Origin of the sequence: Lysobacter luteus (genome assembly GCF_907164845.1) — a bacterium.
GTDB lineage: Bacteria > Pseudomonadota > Gammaproteobacteria > Xanthomonadales > Xanthomonadaceae > Novilysobacter > Novilysobacter luteus.
In genome coordinates this window covers 1432135-1451774 of the sequence record NZ_OU015430.1, presented here as the reverse complement: position 1 = coordinate 1451774, position 19640 = coordinate 1432135, and the positions used below count along the sequence as shown (strand labels likewise).

17 protein-coding genes and 2 tRNA genes are annotated in these 19640 nt (G+C 68.4%); 9 read left to right on the top strand and 10 right to left on the bottom strand.

Annotation, left to right across the window (positions count from 1 at the left end; genetic code table 11):
- Window positions 1-23: 23 nt before the first annotated feature.
- Window positions 24-443, top strand: coding sequence for a hypothetical protein (locus KOD61_RS06805; RefSeq protein WP_215217979.1), 420 nt, complete (start codon window positions 24-26; stop codon window positions 441-443).
- 3 nt (window positions 444-446) lie between these two features.
- Here the strand turns inward: KOD61_RS06805 and KOD61_RS06800 are convergent, their stop codons facing one another.
- Entirely contained in the window at window positions 447-1490 is a 1044-nt protein-coding gene (locus KOD61_RS06800; protein WP_215217978.1) for a LysR family transcriptional regulator, read from the bottom strand.
- Window positions 1491-1620: 130 nt separating this feature from the next.
- On the opposite strand from KOD61_RS06800, the gene KOD61_RS06795 reads away from it, so the two are divergent.
- The 4 genes from KOD61_RS06795 to KOD61_RS06780 are packed head-to-tail and all read left to right on the top strand — an operon-like array spanning window position 1621 to window position 7801.
- The gene (locus tag KOD61_RS06795; protein ID WP_215217977.1) at window positions 1621-1893 is read left to right on the top strand and encodes a DUF2798 domain-containing protein; all 273 of its coding nucleotides are present in this window, start codon (window positions 1621-1623) and stop codon (window positions 1891-1893) included.
- 52 nt (window positions 1894-1945) lie between these two features.
- Window positions 1946-3166, top strand: coding sequence for an efflux RND transporter periplasmic adaptor subunit (locus tag KOD61_RS06790; RefSeq protein WP_215217976.1), 1221 nt, complete (start codon window positions 1946-1948; stop codon window positions 3164-3166).
- A 5-nt stretch (window positions 3167-3171) separates the two neighbouring features.
- Window positions 3172-6339: an efflux RND transporter permease subunit gene (locus KOD61_RS06785; RefSeq protein WP_215217975.1), complete on the top strand. Its 3168-nt coding sequence runs from the start codon at window positions 3172-3174 to the stop codon at window positions 6337-6339.
- Window positions 6332-7801 (top strand): efflux transporter outer membrane subunit, encoded by a 1470-nt coding sequence (locus KOD61_RS06780; protein ID WP_215217974.1) that lies wholly within the window; start codon window positions 6332-6334, stop codon window positions 7799-7801. Before KOD61_RS06785 ends, KOD61_RS06780 begins: the two co-directional genes overlap by 8 nt.
- Window positions 7802-7921: 120 nt before the next feature.
- On the opposite strand, the gene KOD61_RS06775 is transcribed toward KOD61_RS06780, so the two are convergent.
- From KOD61_RS06775 to ppsR, 4 genes are all read right to left on the bottom strand, one after another.
- A tRNA-Glu gene (locus KOD61_RS06775) sits at window positions 7922-7997 on the bottom strand.
- Window positions 7998-8063: 66 nt separating this feature from the next.
- A tRNA-Ala gene (locus tag KOD61_RS06770) sits at window positions 8064-8139 on the bottom strand.
- A gap of 45 nt (window positions 8140-8184) precedes the next feature.
- Entirely contained in the window at window positions 8185-8679 is a 495-nt protein-coding gene (locus KOD61_RS06765; protein WP_215217973.1) for a DUF1249 domain-containing protein, read from the bottom strand.
- A gap of 101 nt (window positions 8680-8780) precedes the next feature.
- Window positions 8781-9602 (bottom strand): posphoenolpyruvate synthetase regulatory kinase/phosphorylase PpsR, encoded by an 822-nt coding sequence (gene ppsR / locus KOD61_RS06760; protein ID WP_215217972.1) that lies wholly within the window; start codon window positions 9600-9602, stop codon window positions 8781-8783.
- A 131-nt stretch (window positions 9603-9733) separates the two neighbouring features.
- Here ppsR and ppsA point away from each other — a divergent pair, with 131 nt between their 5' ends.
- Both ppsA and KOD61_RS06750 read left to right on the top strand, forming a co-directional pair.
- Window positions 9734-12106 (top strand): phosphoenolpyruvate synthase, encoded by a 2373-nt coding sequence (ppsA, locus tag KOD61_RS06755; protein ID WP_215217971.1) that lies wholly within the window; start codon window positions 9734-9736, stop codon window positions 12104-12106.
- Between the two features lie 98 nt (window positions 12107-12204).
- Window positions 12205-13092 (top strand): mechanosensitive ion channel family protein, encoded by an 888-nt coding sequence (locus tag KOD61_RS06750; RefSeq protein ID WP_215217970.1) that lies wholly within the window; start codon window positions 12205-12207, stop codon window positions 13090-13092.
- Window positions 13093-13113: 21 nt separating this feature from the next.
- On the opposite strand, the gene orn is transcribed toward KOD61_RS06750, so the two are convergent.
- Window positions 13114-13692, bottom strand: a complete 579-nt coding sequence (gene orn, locus KOD61_RS06745) for an oligoribonuclease (RefSeq protein WP_215217969.1) — start codon at window positions 13690-13692, stop codon at window positions 13114-13116.
- Between the two features lie 70 nt (window positions 13693-13762).
- Between orn and KOD61_RS06740 the strand changes: the two genes are divergently transcribed.
- Window positions 13763-14233, top strand: coding sequence for a DUF2721 domain-containing protein (locus tag KOD61_RS06740; RefSeq protein ID WP_251370537.1), 471 nt, complete (start codon window positions 13763-13765; stop codon window positions 14231-14233).
- Window positions 14234-14239: 6 nt separating this feature from the next.
- Here the strand turns inward: KOD61_RS06740 and tadA are convergent, their stop codons facing one another.
- A complete protein-coding gene (gene tadA / locus KOD61_RS06735) occupies window positions 14240-14737 on the bottom strand; it encodes a tRNA adenosine(34) deaminase TadA (protein ID WP_215220319.1) in 498 nt (165 codons plus the stop codon).
- A 51-nt stretch (window positions 14738-14788) separates the two neighbouring features.
- On the opposite strand from tadA, the gene KOD61_RS06730 reads away from it, so the two are divergent.
- Window positions 14789-15562 (top strand): YggS family pyridoxal phosphate-dependent enzyme, encoded by a 774-nt coding sequence (locus KOD61_RS06730; protein WP_215217968.1) that lies wholly within the window; start codon window positions 14789-14791, stop codon window positions 15560-15562.
- Window positions 15563-15620: 58 nt separating this feature from the next.
- Here the strand turns inward: KOD61_RS06730 and guaA are convergent, their stop codons facing one another.
- The 3 genes from guaA to folD form a co-directional block, all read right to left on the bottom strand.
- Window positions 15621-17186, bottom strand: coding sequence for a glutamine-hydrolyzing GMP synthase (guaA, locus tag KOD61_RS06725; RefSeq protein WP_215217967.1), 1566 nt, complete (start codon window positions 17184-17186; stop codon window positions 15621-15623).
- A gap of 3 nt (window positions 17187-17189) precedes the next feature.
- The gene (gene guaB / locus KOD61_RS06720; protein ID WP_215217966.1) at window positions 17190-18647 is read right to left on the bottom strand and encodes an IMP dehydrogenase; all 1458 of its coding nucleotides are present in this window, start codon (window positions 18645-18647) and stop codon (window positions 17190-17192) included.
- Window positions 18648-18733: 86 nt separating this feature from the next.
- Complete coding sequence (gene folD, locus KOD61_RS06715) at window positions 18734-19621, bottom strand: bifunctional methylenetetrahydrofolate dehydrogenase/methenyltetrahydrofolate cyclohydrolase FolD (RefSeq protein ID WP_215217965.1); 888 nt, start codon at window positions 19619-19621, stop codon at window positions 18734-18736.
- Window positions 19622-19640 lie beyond the last annotated feature (19 nt).

The window sequence follows — 19640 nt, the reverse complement described above, 5'->3', positions numbered from 1 at the left end:
GGCCTGACCTCCCGGGACCCACCATGTCGATCCGATCCAAAGCCAAGCGCGATGCCAGGCGCAAGCACCAGCGCGTGCCGCAGGGCATAGTGATGCCGCCCCGTCCCGGAGTGGAGGCACACGCCGACCTGCGCGATGCGCACGGCGAACTGCTGGGCGGCATTGCCCGACGCGAAGGCGAATGGGTGCTGGGGCTGGACGGCCGCATCGTCGGCGGCTCGGAAAGCCCGGCGACCCTGCTCGCGATGCTCCGGCGCGCGGCGGCGATCCAGGAAGAAGCCGGCCACACGGTGCGGCTCAAGTGCTCCGACGCCCTGCGTGACGCCGCCCACGAGGAAGCACGCACACAGGGACTGAGCTTCGAGGCCTTTGAACAGCACTTGGACCGCCGCCTGCGGGGCGTCCCAGCCGACGACGACGCGCCACCGGCCGTCGCGCACTGACCCTCAGGCGGCGGCTTCCTCGTCTTCCTCGATGAGGCGGCGACGCGCCAGGCTCGACAGCGCCGCCGACGTGGCGGCCTTGGCCTTTGATTCCTGCTCGATGCCATCGCTGCAGCGGCGCATGTCCGGGCACTGGTGCTGCATGTAGTCGGCGTCGAAGTTCAAGCGGTTGACCAGGAAATCCACGAACGCGCGCACCTTCGGTGACTGCATCCGCCCGCCCGGGAACACCGCGTTGAACTCCATGTCGGGCCCGGTCCAGCCGGCAAGCACCCGCTGCACCACGCCTTGCTCGACGTAGCGCTTCACGGTGAGGTCGCTGGCCAGCATCACCCCTTCGCCACACAGCAGCGCGCCCTTGAGTGCGCCGGGGTCGTTGGCCACCAGCACCGGGTCGACCCGGTACTCGACGGTCCGCTGGCCGTCGTTGAGCGGCCACGCATAGCCGCCGTTGCGGCGGAACTTCTGGAACGTCAGTGCCCTGTGTTGCTGCAGGTCGTCCGGGTGCGCCGGTTCTCCGTGCCGCTCCAGGTAGGCGGTGGACGCGTACACCTGGCTGCGGAACACCGCCAAGCGCCTGGCGACCAGGTTGGAATCGGGCAGGTTGCCGAGCCGCAACGCCACGTCGGTCTCGGTGTCGATCAGGTCGAGCGACTCGTTGGCCAGCACCATCTCGACCCGCACCTCCGGGTGCAGCGCATGGAACTCGCCGAGCAACGGCGCGATCCATGTGATGCCGACCGAGTACGGCGCGGTGAAGCGCAGCCAGCCACGCGGGCCGCCCTGCAACTGGCCGACCGCATTCTCCGCCTCGTCCAGTTCGTGGGCGATGCGCTTGCAGTGGTCGAAGTAGATGTTGCCTGCCTCGGTCAGGCCCAGCTTGCGAGTGGTGCGGTGCAGGAGCTGCGCGCCGAGGCGTGCCTCCAGGTCCTGCACCTTGCGGCTGACCGTGGTCTTGGGGAGGCGCAGTGCACGTGCTGCGCCGATGAAGCTGCCGTGCTCGACCACTTTCACGAAGATCAGGGTGTCGTTGAGATCGCGGGCCATCGTGAGCTCCTTCGCGCGAGCGTGTATTGGCCCGCAAGGGGGACAATTATTCCCCGATCTGCCGGCTAATCAAGGGCCGGCGAGGCGCCTAGGCTGCACTCCTGTCCCCAGCCCGCAGCCGGATCCGCCGATGTTCCTCACGCCCCGCCAAGCCCAGCTCGCCTTCGTGCCGGTGTTGTCGCTGGTCATGTCCGGCGTGATCAGCCTTGTGATGACGGCCTTGCACGCCAATGGCAGCAAGGCGTTCGTCGCCGCTTGGCTGTCGGGCTGGCTGCTCGCGTTCATCGTTGCGCTTCCGGTCGCACTGGTGGTGGTGCCGATGGTGCGGAACGTGCTCTCGCGCCTGACCCGACCGGTCGACATCCCGTCAGCGGGAGTAAAAATCCCTGTGACGGGACAATAAACCGCGGAGCCGGGTCGCAACCGCTTATCCCATTTCAAGCAAGGAATCGCTCATGTCCTCCCCCACCCGCTCGCCCGCCCATTCCGCCGTCCGATCCCTTCGCCCGGGCTTCCTGCCCGAGCTTTCCCTCGCCGTTGCCGCGCTGCTGGTGGTGGGCCTGTCCGGCTGCGGCAGCCAGGCCGCGCCCGGCAGCGCGATGCCGGCACCGCCGGTCAGCGTCGCCCGCGTGCTCGAACAACCCGTGCAGCAGTGGGACGAGTACACCGGCCGCATCGAAGCGGTTACCTCGGTCGAGCTGCGCCCGCGCGTCAGCGGCTATGTCGACCGCATCGCGTTCGAGGAGGGCGAGGAAGTCCGCAAGGGCGACCTGCTCTTCGTGATCGACCCGCGCCCCTACCAGGCCACGCTGGCACAGGCCGAAGCCAACCTGGAGCGCGCGCGCAGCGAGGCGCGGCTGGCACGCGCGCAGCACGAGCGCGCCCAGTCGCTGGTGGAGGCGCAGGCGATCTCGAGGGAGGAAGCCGAATCGCGCCGCGCCACTGCCGCACAGGGCGACGCCGCCGTCCGCGCGGCCGAGGCCGCCGTCGCGACTGCGCGGCTGGACCTGCAATTCACCCGGGTCACGTCGCCGATCGACGGCCGCGCCGGGCGTGCGCTCGTCACCGTCGGCAACCTCGCCCAGTCCGATGCGACCGTACTCACCACGGTGGTCTCGCTCGACCCCGTCCACGTCCATTTCGAAGGCGACGAGCAGACGTTCCTCGGCTACCGCGAGCTCGTGCGCAGCGGCGACCGCGCCGACTCCAGCAACCCGGTGCGGGTCGGCCTGGCCGGCGAGGAAGGCTATCCGCACGAGGGCGTCGTCGATTTCGTCGACAACCGGGTCGACCCGGCCACCGGCACCATCGAGCTGCGAGCGGTCCTGCCCAATCCGGACCGTGTCTTCACCCCGGGGTTGTTCGCCCGCGTCCAGCTGCTCGGACGGGAGCACGACAAGGCGTTGCTGGTCGACGACAAGGCGGTGCTGACGGACCAGGACCGCACCTACGTCTACGTGCTCGGCAAGGACAACGCCGCAGTGCGCAAGGACGTGGAATTGGGCGGCAAGGCCGGCGGGCTGCGCGTGGTCACCGCGGGCCTGGAGGCCGGCGACCGGGTGATCGTGCACGGCGTGCAGAAGGTGTTCCACCCGGGCATGCAGGTAGCGCCGCGGATGATCGCCATGGGTGCCCCACCCGCCAGCGACGCCGCCGGTCCGGCGGGGGCGAAGTAGCGGCCATGGACTTCTCACGGTTCTTCATCGACCGCCCGATCTTCGCGGCGGTGCTCTCCATCGTGATCTTCGCCGCCGGCCTGATCTCGATCCCGTTGCTGCCGATCGGCGAGTACCCGGAGGTGGTTCCGCCGTCGGTGGTGGTCCGCACGGTGTATCCCGGTGCGAACCCGAAGGTGATCGCGGAGACCGTCGCGACCCCACTGGAGGAAGCGATCAACGGCGTCGAGGACATGATGTACACCAAGTCCGTGGCGGGCTCGGACGGCGTGCTGCAGATGACGGTCACGTTCCGGCCCGGTACCGATGCCGACGAGGCCGCGGTGCGGGTGCAGAACCGCGTGAGCCAGGCGCTGTCGCGGCTGCCCGAGGACGTCCGGCGCCAGGGCGTCACCACCCAGAAGCAGTCGCCGACCTTCCTGATGGTGGTGCACCTGACATCACCGCAGGGCAAGTACGACACGCTGTACCTGCGCAACTACGCGCGCCTGCACGTCAAGGACCGGCTGTCGCGCATCACCGGCGTCGGCGACGCGCAGGTGTTCGGCGGCGGCGACTACGCGATGCGCGCCTGGCTCGACCCGGACCGCATCGCCTCGCGCGGTCTGACCGCCGGTGACGTGGTGCGGGCAATGCGCGAGCAGAACGTGCAGGTGTCGGCCGGCCAGCTCGGCGCGGAGCCGATGCCCGACAGCGACTTCCTCACGCTGATCAATGCGCGCGGCCGCCTGCGCACGCCGGCGGAGTTCGGCGACATCGTCCTCAAGCGCGGCGACGACGGCGAAACCGTCCGCCTGTCGGACGTTGCGCGGCTCGAACTCGGCGCGGGCGACTACACCCTGCGCTCCCAGCTGGACGGCAAGGACGCGGTGGGCATCGGCATTTTCCAGGCGCCGGGTGCCAATGCACTCGAGATACGCGACTCGGTGATCGCGACGATGGACGAGTTGTCCACGCGCTTCCCGGACGGCGTCGGGTACGAAGCCGTCTACGACACCACCATCTTCGTGCGCGACTCGATAAAGGCCGTGGTGACCACCCTGCTCGAGGCGGTGGTGCTGGTGGTGCTGGTGGTGATCCTGTTCCTGCAGACCTGGCGTGCGTCGATCATTCCGTTGATCGCGGTGCCGGTGTCGGTGGTCGGCACCTTCGCCGCGCTCCACCTGCTGGGCTTCTCGATCAACACCCTGAGCCTCTTCGGGTTGGTGCTGGCCATCGGCATCGTGGTCGACGACGCGATCGTCGTGGTCGAGAACGTGGAGCGCAACATCGAGGAAGGCCTGACCCCGCTCGCCGCCGCCCACCAGGCCATGCGCGAGGTCTCGGGGCCGATCATCGCCATCGCGCTGGTGCTGTGCGCGGTGTTCATACCGATGGCCTTCCTGTCGGGCGTCACCGGCGAGTTCTACAAGCAGTTCGCGGTGACCATCGCCATCTCGACCGTTATCTCGGCGATCAACTCGCTCACGCTGTCTCCCGCGTTGGCCGCCCGCCTGCTGAAGCCGCACGGCGCGCCCAAGGATCCGCCCTCGCGGCTGATCGAGCGGATGTTCGGCTGGCTGTTCCGTCCTTTCAACCGCTTCTTCAACACGAGCTCGGAGCGTTACCAGAAGGTGGTCTCGCGCAGCCTTGGCCGGCGCGGCGCGGTGTTCGTGGTGTACGCGGTGCTGCTGGTCGCCACGGGCGTGATGTTCAACGCGGTCCCGGCCGGCTTCATCCCCACCCAGGACAAGCTGTACCTGATCGCCGGGGTGAAGCTGCCCGAAGGGGCGTCGCTTGCGCGCACGGACGCCATGTTGGCCCGGGTGGCTGACATCGCGATGGAGACCGACGGCGTCGCCCACGCGATCGCCTTCCCCGGCCTCAACGCGCTGCAGTTCACCAACACGCCCAACACCGGCGTGGTGTTCCTGCCGCTCAAGCCATTTGACCAGCGCGACCTCAGCGCGGCCGGGATCAACGCCGAGATCAACCGGAAGATCGGCGGGCTGCAGGAAGGGTTCGCGTTCTCGATGATGCCGCCGCCGATCCTCGGGCTGGGCAACGGCAACGGCTACCAGATGTTCATCGAGGACCACGGCAACCTGGGCTACGGCGCCCTGCAGCAGGCGGTCAACGCCATGCAGGGCACGGTGGCCCAGACACCGGGCATGGGATTCCCGATCACCAGCTACCAGGCCAACGTCCCGCAGCTGGACGCCGAGGTGGACCGCGTCAAGGCCAAGGCGCAGGGCGTGCCGCTGATCGAGCTATTCGACACCCTGCAGACCTACCTCGGCTCGTCGTACGTCAACGACTTCAACGAGTTCGGGCGGACCTGGCAGGTGATCGCGCAGGCCGACGCGCCGTTCCGCGACAGCATCGAGGACATCGGCAAGCTGCGCACCCGCAACGTCGATGGCGAGATGGTGCCGATCGGCTCGATGGTGACCATGCACCGCACGTTCGGCCCCGACCCGGTGCTGCGCTACAACGGCTACCCCGCCGCCGACCTGGCCGGTGAAGCCGACCCGCGGGTGATGTCCTCCGCCCAGGCGATGGCCCGACTGCAGGCGATGGCCGACGAGGTACTGCCGGCCGGCATGGCGATCGAGTGGACCGACCTGAGCTACCAACAGGCGACCCAGGGCAACGCCGCGCTGGTGGTCTTCCCGCTGGCGATCCTGCTGGCGTTCCTGGTGCTCGCGGCGCTGTACGAAAGCTGGACCCTGCCGCTGGCGGTCATCCTGATCGTGCCGATGTGCATGCTTTCTGCGCTGACCGCGGTGTGGCTGACCGGTGGCGACAACAACGTCTTCGTGCAGGTCGGGCTGGTGGTGCTGATGGGCCTGGCATGCAAGAACGCGATCCTGATCGTGGAGTTCGCCCGCGAACTGGAAATCCAGGGCAGGGGCATCGTCGAGGCCGCGCTGGAGGCGTGCCGGTTGCGCCTGCGCCCCATCGTCATGACATCGATCGCGTTCATCGCCGGCACCGTGCCGCTGGTGCTCGCGTCCGGCGCGGGCGCGGAGGTCCGCTCCGCAACCGGCATCACCGTCTTCGCCGGCATGCTCGGCGTCACCGTCTTCGGTCTGTTCCTGACGCCCGTGTTCTACGTCGCCCTGCGCAAGCTGGTGTCGCGGCGTGCCGGGCGCCAAGCGCAGGCGGAACTCCAGGAGATCACCCATGCTTGAGTTGAACCCTGTCGCTGCGCGCCGGGTGCTTGTGGCATCCGTACTCACCGTCGCGCTGGCCGCGTGCATGGTCGGACCCGACCATGTGCGGCCATCGACACCGGTGGCCGCCCGGTTCGTCCATGAGCCCGCGGAACCGCTCACGCTGGCGCCGCAACCGCTGCCAGATGCGGACTTCTGGAACACCTTCGACGACCCGTCGCTGACCCATCTGGTCGACGAGGCACTGCTGGCCAACCACGACCTCCGCATCGCACTCACCCGCTTCGATCGTGCCAACGCGTTGTTGCGTGGTGCCGGCTTCGACCGCTTCCCGACGGTCACCGCCGGCGCCGAAGGTGCTGACGCGCGCGCCAGTGCGGACCAGGCCCCCGGGCTTGCACGCGGGGAACGCGATGGCGAGCGTTACTCCGCCGGTATCGAGATGGCCTGGGAGCTCGACCTGTTCGGCCGCGTCCGACGTGGGGTCGAATCGCAACGCGCCGAGGCCGCCGCCAGCGCCGCCGATCTGGCCGCATTGCAGGTTGCGATCGTCGCCGAGGTCGGGCGCAGCTACATCGAACTGCGCGGGCTGCAGGAGCGCCTGCGGGTCGCCCGCGGCAACGCTTCAAACCAGCGCGAGACGTTGCGCATCGTGCAGGCACGCCTGGATGCAGGCAGCGCGACGGGTTTCGATCGCGCACGTGCCAGCGCGCAACTCGAGGCGACGCTGGCGCGCGTTCCGGCACTGGAAGCCGAGGCCGCGGTGCTGATCCACCGGCTCGCGGTGCTGGCCGGGAAGACCCCGGGTGCATTGGCCGTCGACCTCGCCCGGCCAGCCGGCCTGCCCGCTCTGCCCACGCCGATCGATCCCGGCACGCCCGGCGAGCTGCTTCGCCGTCGCCCGGACATCGCCGCGGCCGAGCAGCGCCTGCACGCGGCGACCGCGCGGATCGGCGTCGCCACCGCCGACCTCTTTCCGCGCTTCACCCTCGGCGGACTCATCGGCAGCCAGGCGATCGACGCGGGCGACCTGTTCGAACGCGACAGCGAAACCCGGCTGGTCGCACTCGGGATCGACTGGTCGTTCCTCGACGTCGGCCGGGTGCGCGCGCGCATCGCGGCCGCCAATGCCGACGCCGCCGGCGAGCTGGCGCGCTACCAGAAGACCGTCGCACTGGCGCTGGAGGAATCCGAGAACGCGCTGGTCCGCTACCGCAATACGCGAATCGAGGACAGCCATCTGCAACAGGCCGCCGAGGACAGCACGCGCGCGGCGGGACTCGCCCGCCTGCGCTACGACGCCGGTGCCACCGGCTTGCTGGAAGTGCTGGACGCCGAACGGACCCGCCTGCAGGCGCAGGATGCCTTGGCCGACGTGCGCACCCGCGCGGCCATCGCCGCGATCGCGGTCTACAAGGCGATGGCGGGAGGTTGGCCCTCGCGGATTCCGGTGCGGGAGGATGTTGCCTCGACCCGGTGAGCCGGCGTGCCAGGGAAGGCCCCCGACGGAGCATGTGAAAGCCGTCGTGCAACACTCGTTCAAGCTGCCGGCACCAAGCAAGAAGGGCCGCCTTTCGGCGACCCTTCTGCTTGTATAAAGTGGCGTCCCCACGGGGATTCGAACCCCGGTCGCAACCGTGAAAGGGTTGTGTCCTAGGCCTCTAGACGATGGGGACGCAGTGGTTTTTCGCACCGTTGGTCGACTGCTTTCACTCAGTCGGGTAACGAAGAACCATTTGAAATGGTGGAGCCAGGCGGGATCGAACCGCCGACCTCCTGCATGCCATGCAGGCGCTCTCCCAGCTGAGCTATGGCCCCACGGGGCTGGAAAGTCGACAAGCTTAAGGACGCTTCCCGAAGTCGTCAAGCAATCTTTTTGATCCCGGTGCGGATTTTTCCAGCCGGTGCCAGAGTGGCCAATCCGTGGCCGCGCTCGGACAGGTACTGGAGCCATTTGCCGAGGAAAGTGTTCATCCGCAGGCGATGCCCGACGAGCTCGGCCGGCGGCGGATACATGCCGATGACGTCCTGCCACCGGCGGCCGATGTAGCAATGGGTGGCCTCCACCTGGTGGGCATCGTGGTACTGCCGCAGGTATGCCGACGGATCCGGCTGGCCGGTCACCGGGTCGTGCATGGCATAGGTCAGTCGCAGCTCGGTGGTGTAGCGGTGCTGTTCCAGCACCTCGACCCGCAGGTCCAGTCCGTCGCCGACACTGGAGACGAAACACCCCGGCTCCAGCCCGGCCGGCGCGAACATCGTCGCGAGCCGACCGTGGTTCTCGTTGTACAGGGCCATCAGCCAGCCGAGGCGGCTCAGGGTGGGGATCCGCACGGGGCGGCGGGCCAGCGAGTTCATGGCCCGATGCTACACGGCGCCTGCCCTGCCCGGCAGCGTTGACGGGCCGGGTGGCCGGACGTAGGTTCAGGGTTTGCCCGGCCGCATTTCCGGGCGCCGTCTCAGAACATCTCCCGCCGGATGCCGAGGGTCGACAGCACCTTGCTGGAAATCTCCTCGATCGACGTGTGGGTGGTGCTGAGGGTCGGAATGCGTTCGGCGCGGAACAGCGCCTCGGCCTGCGCAACCTCCCGCCTGCATGTCTCGAGCTGTGCGTAGCGCGAGTTTGGCCGGCGCTCCTGGCGGATCTGCTGCAGGCGGACCGGGTCGATCGTCAGGCCGAACAGCTTCTGCCGGTACGCCCGCAGGCGCGGCGGCAAGCGGTCGTGCTCCAGGTCCTCCTCGGTCAACGGGTAGTTGGCCGCGCGGATGCCATAGTGCAGCGCCAGGTACACGCAGGTGGGCGTCTTGCCAGCGCGCGACACCGCCACGAGGATCACGTCGGCGTCCTCGTAGTCGATCGCCTGTCCGTCGTCATGGGTCAGCGCGTAGTTCATCGCATTGATGCGGTGGTGATACGCCTCGAAGTCGACGATCGCGTGGGCGCGCCCGACATGCCGCTGGCGGCTCTCCTGCAGCTCGCGCTCCAAAGGCTCGATGAACGGGGCGAACACGTCGAGCATCAGCGCCCCGCTGTCGGCCAGGGTCTCGCCGACCTGGCTGTCCATGCAGGAGTTGATGACGATCGGGCGGACCTCGTGCGTCTCGCCCGCCGCGCGGATGCGGTTTGCGGCCTCGCGCGCGCGCTCGATGCTGTCGACGAAGGAAATGCGCTCGCTGACGAACTTGGTGTCGGTGAACTGGGTAAGCAACCCATGGCCGATCGTCTCGGCGGTGATGCCGGTTCCGTCGGATACGTAGAAGACCGGCCGTACCACTGCCATCGGATTACCTCGCCAATATCGTCGATCTACAGGAAAACCCCGCCGGATCAACCTTGTATGGGTCCGGCGCAGGAGCGATCATATCCGCTTGGCCGCGCCGGTCGGCGTGTCGGACCCCTCGGAGACCCCGCTTGAACGAGAACATCCTCTGGCTGCACGCGTTGCGCCTCAACGACCTGGCCCGTGTCGGCGGCAAGAATTCCTCGCTCGGCGAGATGATCGGCAACCTGGCCAATCTCGGTGTTTCCGTGCCGGGCGGTTATGCCACGACGGCGGAGGCGTTCAAGGACTTCATTGCCCACAACGACCTGCACCAGCGGATCTTCGACCGCCTGGCCTCGCTCGACGTCGAGGATGTCGGCGCGCTGACGCGTGCCGGTGGCGAGATCCGCGGCTGGGTGATCGACGCCCCGCTGCAGCCGGCGCTCGACAAGGACATCCGCGACGCCTACCGACAGCTGTGCGCGGAAAACGGCGGCGGCGACGTGGCCGTGGCCGTGCGCTCCTCGGCGACCGCCGAGGACCTGCCCGATGCGTCGTTCGCGGGCCAGCAGGAAACCTTCCTCAACGTGACCGGCGAGGACGACGTCGTCCTGAAGGTCAAGGAAGTCTTCGCCAGCCTCTACAACGACCGCGCGATCGCCTACCGCGTGCACCACGGCTTCAAGCACGAGGACGTGTTCCTGTCCGCCGGCGTGCAACTGATGGTGCGCTCGGATGTCGGTGCCTCGGGCGTGCTGTTCACCCTGGATACCGAGTCGGGTTTCCGCGACGTTGTGTTCATTACCTCCAGCTACGGGCTGGGCGAGATGGTCGTGCAGGGCGCGGTCAATCCCGACGAGTTCTATGTCTACAAGCCCACCCTGGCCCAGGGCAGGCCGGCGATCCTGCGCCGCTCGATAGGCGCCAAGCAGCTGCGGATGGTCTACTCCGACCAGCCCGGCGAGCGCGTGCGCACCGAGGACACGCCGGCCGAACTGTGCAACGCCTTCTCGATCTCCGACGAGGACGTGCACGAGCTGGCCCGGCAGGCACTCACCATCGAGAAGCACTACCAGCGTCCGATGGACATCGAGTGGGCCAAGGACGGCGTCAGCGGCAAGCTCTTCATCGTCCAGGCGCGCCCCGAGACGGTTAAGTCACGCGCCAAGGCGACCCAGATCGAGCGTTACCAGCTCGGCGAGCGTGGCCCGGTGGTCTGCGAGGGCCGCGCGATCGGCCAGAAGATCGGCAGCGGCGTCGCCCGGGTGGTGCGCTCGCTTGACGACATGGCGCGCGTGCAGCCCGGCGACGTGCTCGTCGCCGACATGACCGACCCGGACTGGGAGCCGGTGATGAAGCGCTCGGCCGCCATCGTCACCAACCGTGGTGGTCGCACCTGCCATGCCGCGATCATCGCGCGCGAGCTGGGCGTACCGGCCGTGGTCGGCACCGGCAACGCGCTGGATGCGATCCAGGACGGCCAGATGGTCACCATCAGCTGCGCCGAAGGCGACACCGGTTTCATCTACGACGGCGCCCTGCCCTTCGAGCGCCACACCGCCGACCTGGAGCACATGCCTCCGGCACCGCTCAAGGTGATGATGAACGTTGCCAACCCGGAGCGTGCGTTCGACTTCGCGATGCTGCCCAACGCCGGCGTCGGCCTGGCGCGGCTGGAGATGATCATCGCCAGCCACATCGGCGTGCACCCCAAGGCCCTGCTGGAGTACGACCAGCAGGACGCGGCGACGAAGAAGAAGATCGACGAGCGCATCGCCGGCTACGGCAACCCGGTGGATTTCTACGTCGACCGTCTTGCCGAAGGCATCGCGACCATCACCGCCTCGGTCGCGCCGAACCCGGTGATCGTGCGCCTGAGCGACTTCAAGTCCAACGAGTACGCCAACCTCATCGGCGGCAGCCGCTACGAGCCGCACGAGGAGAACCCGATGATCGGCTTCCGCGGCGCCAGCCGCTACGTCGATCCAAGCTTCGCCGAGGCGTTCGCACTGGAGTGCCGCGCGGTGCTCAAGGTCCGCCAGGAGATGGGCCTGACCAATTGCTGGGTGATGATCCCGTTCGTGCGCACCCTGGACGAAGGCCGCCGGGTGGTCGAGGTGCTGCGCGAGAACGGTCTCGAGCAGGGCAAGGACGGGCTGAAGATCATCATGATGTGCGAGGTCCCGTCCAACGCGCTGCTGGCCGAGGAGTTCCTGGAGATCTTCGACGGCTTCTCGATCGGCTCCAACGACCTGACCCAGCTGACCCTCGGCCTGGACCGCGATTCCAGCATCGTCGCCCACCTCTTCGACGAGCGCGACCCGGCGGTCAAGAAGCTCTTGGCGATGGCGATCCGGACCGCCCGCGAGAAGGGCAAGTACGTCGGCATCTGCGGCCAGGGCCCCAGCGACCACCCCGACCTCGCCGAGTGGCTGATGGACCAGGGCATCGAGTCGGTGTCGCTCAATCCCGACACCGTGGTGGACACCTGGCTGCGGCTGGCCAAGGCGAAGGCCGGTTGAGCATGACGGGCCGATAACGCCCGCAGCGGCACCATCGCGGCAAACACGAAGCCCCGCCCATGCGGGGCTTCGTACTTCCGGAACCCGATGGAGGCCACATGCCCGACCGCAGCCTGAGCTGGATCGACTACGCCCGCGCGGGCGAATGGAGCGAGGCGCTGATCGGCCTCGGCATCCGGTTCGCGCTCGCGCTGATGCTGTTCCTGGTCGGCCGCTACATCGTCGCGTGGCTGGTCAAGCTCATTGACCGCGCCCTCGCCCGCACCGAGCTGGACGCGACCGCCCTGCAGTTCCTGTGCAAGGTCTCGACGGTGGTGCTGACCATCGTGCTGGTGCTGGCCGCGTTGCAGGTGGTCGGCGTGCCGATGACATCGATGATCGCAGTGCTCGGTGCAGCCGGCCTGGCGATCGGCTTGGCGCTGAAGGACTCGCTGTCCAACATCGCCTCGGGCGTGATGCTGGTCGCGCTCAAGCCGTTCCGCGTCGGCGACGTGGTGAACATCAACGGCGAAGGTGGCACCGTCGAGTCGATCAGCATCTTCCAGACCCGCCTGCGCGGCGCCGACAACCAGACCATCGTGTTGCCCAACAGCCTGGTGACGTCGGATTCGATCATCAACTCGACACCCGACGTGCGCCGCCGGGTCGAGCTGGTGATCGGCATCGGCTATGACGACGACATCGACCAGGCCCGCGCGATCATCATGGACATCATCAACGCCGACAACCGCGTGCTGGCCGAACCGGCCGCCGACGTGGTGGTCTACGAGCTGGCCGAAAACAGCGTCAACCTCGGCGTCCGCTGCCACACCGCCAACGGCGACTGGTTCGCGGTGAAGGTGCACCTCAACGAGAGCATCAAGAAGGCCTTCGACGCGGCCGGGATCAGCTTCCCGTATCCGCAGCGCGACGTGCACGTGTACCGCCATGGCGCCGACACCGCCACGGCCATGGGCGATGGCGGCGCGGAGTCCCCGCGAAGCTGAGTCCCGCAGGACGGCCGGCGGTCAGAGTTCCGCCGGCTCCATCCCGCCGAGCCGGCCCATGAAGAAGCGGTAATGCCTCAGCTCGGCGATCGAGTCGTGCACGTCGCTGAGTGCGGTGTGCCTGGCCTCCTTGCCGACCCCGGCCAGCACCTCCGGCGCCCAGCGCCGGGCCAGTTCCTTGAGGGTGCTGACGTCGAGGTTGCGGTAATGGAAGTACTGCTCCAGCCGCGGCATCTCCCGGTGCAGGAAGCGGCGGTCTTGGCAGATCGAGTTGCCGCAGATCGGCGAGGCCTTGGCCGGCACCCACTGCGCCAGGAACGCCAGCGTCCGCTGCTCGGCTTCGGCCATCGACACGCCCTCTTCCAGCACCCGTGCCCACAGGCCGGACTTCCGGTGCTGGTTGCGGTTCCAGTCGTCCATCGCCTCCAGCCGCTGCAGCGGATGGCGGATGGCCAGCTCCGGGCCTTCGGCGAGCACTTCGAGGTTGGCGTCGGTCACGACGGTGGCGATCTCGAGGATCGAATCGTTGTCGGTATCGAGCCCGGTCATTTCCAGATCGATCCAGATCAGCCGCTGCTCGTTGCCTGTCCTTGTGCCCATCGCTCGCCGTCTCCCACGTGAAGCGGCATGATATCCCACGCCCTCCCGCCACAGCCGCGCCGCCGCACCCGTGATTCCGACCGACTCCCAGTACGCCGTCCTGACCGCGATGCTCGCGCCCGCCTTCTTCCTGACGGCGACCGGCTCGCTGCTGATCTCGGCGAGCAACCGCCTGGCGCGGGTGGTCGACCGGCTGCGCCAGCTGATGAAGGAAATGGAGCAGGCCACCGACGAGGCCGAACTGCAGTGGCTGGACCACCGCGTGACCCGCCAGCGCCGCCGCAGCGGGCTGATCCTGCGCGCGAACCAGATGCTCTACCTGTCGCTGAGCTTCTTCGTCGCCACCAGCCTGATGGTGGTGCTGGATGCGTTCCTGCCGTCGCCGGCCGGTCTGCTGCCGACGGCGTTCGCGATACTCGGGGTGCTGGGGCTGTTCGCATCCAGCCTGCTGCTGTCGCGCGAATCGACGATTGCGCTGGCGATCCTCAACGAGGAGATGGACCGCTCGCACACCCGCGCGCGGGTGCGCCGCACGTCCTGAGGCCGGTCAAAGCGGCGGCTTGCCGCGCTTGCGGCGGAAATAGTTGCCGAGCATCCGCCCCGCCTCGTCACCAAGCACACCGCCGCGCACCTCGACCCGGTGGTTGTGGCGCGGATCGGCCAGCAGGTCGAACACGCTGCCGGCGGCGCCGGTCTTCGGGTCGAACGCGCCAAACACCACCCGCGCGACGCGGGCGTGGACCATCGCCATCGCGCACATCGCGCACGGCTCCAGGGTGATGTAGAGCGTGGCGCCGAGCAGGCGATGGTTGCCGACATGGCGGCCGGCCTGGCGCATCGCGACGACTTCGGCGTGCGCGGTGGGATCGTGCTCGGTGATGTTGCGGTTCCAGCCTTCGCCGAGCACCTCGCCGTCGACCGACACCAGCACCGCGCCGACCGGGATCTCGTCGTCCTCCTGCTCGGCCTGGCGCGCCAGTTCCAGGGCGTGGCGCATCCAGTGCTCATCAATGGCGGTCGGTGGAATCGGCGGGTCCACAGGCATCACGGCGGTGGCGGGCCGGCAGGATAGCAACCCCGCGCTTACAATCGCCGTATGCCCGACAAGCCTGCCCCGCCCGCCGCACGCCACGCGTCCACCGTCGAAGAGTTCCGCGCCAACCTGGCGGCGATCCGCGGTCGCATCGGGGCGGCCTGCCAGCGCGCCGGCCGTGATCCCGCCACGGTGCGCCTGCTGCCGGTCAGCAAGACCGTCGACGAGGCCCGTATGCGGCTGGCATGGGAGGCGGGCTGCCGCGAATTCGGCGAGAACAAGGTGCAGGAAGCCGCGCACAAGGCCGAGGCGATGGCGGACCTGCCGGGCGTGCGGTGGTCGGTGATCGGCCACCTGCAGACCAACAAGGCGAAGCTGGTGGCCCGTTTTGCCGACGAGTTCCAGGCGCTCGACAGCGTGCGCGTGGCCGAGGCGCTGGACCGGCGGCTGCAGGCGGAAGGTCGCTCGCTGGACGTGCTGGTGCAGGTCAACAGTTCGGGCGAGGAAAGCAAGTTCGGGCTGGCACCGGCGGACGTGCCGGCGTTCGTGCGCGGGCTGCCGGCGTTCCGGTCGCTACGGGTGCGCGGGCTGATGACGCTTGCGTTGTTCTCGGCCGACGCCGACCGGGTGCGTCCATGCTTCGTCCGCATGCGCGACCTGCGCGAGCGCCTGCGCCAGGAGGCCCCGGCCGGGCTGTCGTTCGATGAGCTGTCGATGGGGATGTCTGGCGATTTCGAGCTGGCGATCGAGGAAGGCGCGACCGTGGTGCGCGTCGGCCAGGCGATCTTCGGCGCCCGCGCCCTGCCCGACAGCCACTACTGGCCCAGCGCCGGATAAGACGAGGGCCACGTTTCCGTGGCCCTGCGCGGTGTCCGGTTGGCGCGCGCAGGCACCTTTACTCCCACTCGATCGTCGCGGGCGGCTTCCCGCTGATGTCATAAACGACACGAGAAACTCCTCGCAACTCGTTGATAATCCGGTTTGAAACTTTGCCGAGGAACTCGTACGGCAGGTGCGCCCAGTGCGCGGTCATGAAGTCGATGGTTTCCACCGCGCGCAGCGCGATCACCCACTCGTAGGCGCGTGCATCGCCGACCACGCCGACCGATTTGACCGGCAGGAACACCGCGAATGCCTGGCTGGTCCTGTCGTACAGACCGGCCTTGCGCAACTCGTCGATGAAGATGTGGTCGGCCCTGCCGAGCAGCTCGGCGTACTCGCGCCGGACCTCGCCCAGGATTCGCACGCCCAGCCCCGGGCCCGGGAACGGATGGCGGTAGACCATCGTCTCCGGCAGGCCGAGCTCGACGCCCAGCCGGCGCACCTCGTCCTTGAACAGCTCGCGCAGCGGCTCGACCAGGCCGAGCTTCATGTGCTCGGGCAGGCCGCCGACGTTGTGGTGGCTCTTGATGACATGGGCCTTACCGGTCTTGCTGCCGGCCGACTCGATCACGTCCGGGTAGATCGTGCCCTGCGCGAGCCACCGGGCGTTCTTCAGCTTGCCCGACTCTTCCTCGAAGATCTCGACGAACAGGTTGCCGATGATCTTGCGCTTGGCCTCGGGGTCGCTGACGCCCTCGAGCGCCTTGAAGTAGCGGTCGGCGGCATCGACGCGGATCACCTTGACGCCCATGTGCTCGGCGAACATCGCCATCACCTGGTCGCCTTCCTGCCAGCGCAGCAGGCCGGTGTCGACGAACACGCAGGTCAGCTGCTCGCCGATCGCCTTGTGCAGCAGTGCCGCCACGACTGACGAATCGACGCCGCCAGACAGGCCGAGGATCACCTCGTCATCGCCGACCTGCTCGCGTACGCGGGCGATCTGGTCGTCGATGATGTGGGCGGCGGTCCACAGCGTCTGGCAACCGCAGATCTCGGTGACGAAGCGGCGCAGCAGGGTCTGGCCCTGAAGCGTGTGGGTGACCTCGGGGTGGAACTGCACGCCGTACCAGCGCTTGTCCTCGTCGGCCATCGCGGCGACCGGGATCCGGTCGGTCTTCGCGGTCACGATGAAACCAGGCGGCGCGGTGGCGACGTGGTCGCCGTGGCTCATCCAGACATTCAGGCGTGGCTCGCCGCCGTGGTCCGACAGTCCGCCGAGCAGCGCATCGTGAGCTACGAGGTCCACTTCGGCATGGCCGAACTCGCGCGCGTCGGCGGCTTCGGTGCTGCCGCCCAGTTGCGCGGCCAGCGTCTGCATCCCATAGCAGATGCCGAGGATCGGCAGGCCGGCGTCGAACACCTCCTGCGGCGCCCGCGGCGCACCCGCCACGGTGGTCGACTCCGGGCCGCCCGAGAGGATGATGCCCTTCGCGCCGTAACGGGCGATCTCCGCCGGGTCGTGGTCCCACGCCCAGATCTCGCAGTAGACGCCGATCTCGCGGATGCGGCGGGCGATCAGCTGCGTGTACTGCGCGCCGAAGTCGAGGATCAGGATCTTGTCGGAATGGATGTCGGTCATGGGTCAGCCGGCGCGGTAGTTCGGCGGTTCCTTGGTGATCTGCACGTCGTGCACGTGGCTCTCGCGCGTGCCGGCGTTGGTGACCCGGACAAACTGCGGCTGCTTGCGCATCTCGTCGATGGTTGCGCAACCGACGTAGCCCATCGTGGCGCGCAGTCCGCCGGTCAGTTGGTGGACCACGCCACGCAACGGGCCGCGGTACGGGACGCGGCCTTCGATGCCTTCCGGTACGAGCTTGTCGGCGTCGCTGGCGTCCTGGAAATAGCGGTCCTTGGAACCCTTCTCCATCGCCGCCAGGCTGCCCATGCCGCGGTAGTTCTTGTAGCTGCGGCCCTGGAACAGCTCGGTCTCGCCGGGCGACTCCTCGGTGCCGGCAAACAGGCCGCCGACCATCACCGTCGACGCACCGGCGGCCAGCGCCTTGCCGATGTCACCCGAGTAGCGGATTCCGCCGTCGGCGACCAGCGGGATACGGTCCTGCAGCGCCTCGGCGACCATGTCGATGGCGGTGATCTGGGGCACGCCCACGCCGGCAACGATGCGGGTGGTGCAGATCGAGCCTGGGCCGACGCCCACCTTCACCGCATCCGCGCCGTGGTCCATCAGGGCCAGTGCGGCATCGCCGGTGACGATGTTGCCGCCGATGACCTGCAGTTGCGGGAAGTTCTTCTTGACCCAGCGGACGCGCTCGAGCACGCCCTGCGAATGGCCGTGCGCGGTGTCAACCACCACCACGTCGACGCCGGCCGCGGCCAGCGCCTCGACCCGGGATTCGGTGTCGCCGCCGACGCCGACCGCGGCGCCGACCAGCAGGCGCTCGCTGCTGTCGTAGGCGGCGTTGGGGTTGTCGGACTTCTTCTGGATGTCCTTCACCGTGATCAGGCCGCGCAGTTCGAACGCGTCGTTGACCACCAGCACCTTCTCGATGCGGTGCTTGTGCAGCAGGCCGAGCACCTCGTCGTCGGCCGCGCCCTCCTTGACCGTGATCAGGCGTTCCTTGCGGGTCATGATGTTGCGGACGGGATCTTCCGGGCGCGTCTCGAAACGCATGTCGCGGCTGGTGACGATACCGACCAGCTGCCCGCCATCGACCACCGGCACGCCGGAGATATTGCGCTCGCGGGTCAGCTTGAGCACGTCGGCGATGCTCGTGTCGGGTCCGACGGTGAACGGCGACTTGATGACGCCGGCCTCGAACGTCTTGACCTGCGCCACCTGCGCGGCCTGCTGGGCCAGCGTCATGTTCTTGTGCAGGATGCTCAGGCCGCCAAGCTGCGCCATGGTGATGGCGAGGCGGGCTTCGCTCACGGTGTCCATGGCCGCCGACAGGATCGGCAGGCGGATGGTGAGGTCACGGGTGACGCGGGTGGAGAGCGAGACGTCCTTCGGAAGGACGGTCGAATGCGCGGGGACGAGCGATACGTCGTCGAAAGTCAGCGCTTCAGCCTGGATGCGCAACATGGGCGGGCCCGGGGAGGATGAAGCGCGTCATTCTACCGCGTTCGGAGCCCCCGCATGCGCGTGCCGGCCACCCGGAACCCAGCCAGTCAGGCGCCGGAGGCCTTGTCGGCCGCCTCCGCCGCTTCCAGCGTGTTCTGCATCAGGGTCGCGACCGTCATCGGCCCCACCCCACCCGGCACCGGGGTGATCCAGCTGGCCCGGCGCGAGGCCGCCTCGAACCCGACGTCACCGACCAGGCGGCCGTCGTCGAGCCGGTTGATGCCCACGTCGATCACCACCGCGCCGGGCTTGACCCACTCACCGGGGATCAGTTGCGGGCGCCCGACGGCGACCACGAGGATATCGGCGCCCCGCACGGCGGCCTCCAGCACGTCCGGCGGCGTGAACTTGTGGCAGGACGTGGTGGTGCAGCCGGCGATCAGCAACTCCAGGGCCATTGGCCGGCCGACGTGGTTGGAAACGCCCACCACGGTCGCGCTGGCGCCGCGCACCGGGCGATCGGTGTAGGCCAGCAGCGTCGTGATGCCGCGCGGCGTGCACGGACGCAGGCCGAACTGGCGCAGCGCCAGGTGGCCCACGTTCTCCGGGTGGAAGCCGTCGACATCCTTCGCAGGGCTGATCCGGTGGATGAGGGCCGTGGCGTCGCGACGGTCGGGCAAGGGCAGCTGGACCAGGATGCCGTGCACGTCGGGATCGGCGTTGAGCCGATCGATGAGTGCGAGGAGTTCGTCGTCGCCGGTGTCGGCGGGGAGGTCGAAGTCGATCGCGCGGATGCCGACCTTCTCGGCGGCACGGCGCTTGTTGCGTACGTACACCGACGAAGCCGGATCGCTGCCGACCAGCACAACCGCCAAGCCCGGCGGTTTGCGCCCGTCGGCGACGCGGGCGGCTACCCGTGCCTTGAGATTGTCGAGCAGGTCCTCGGCGATGCCCTTGCCATCCAGGATGCGGGCGGTGGCGGGCATGTCGGTCATGGAGGAGCGGGCCTGCGGT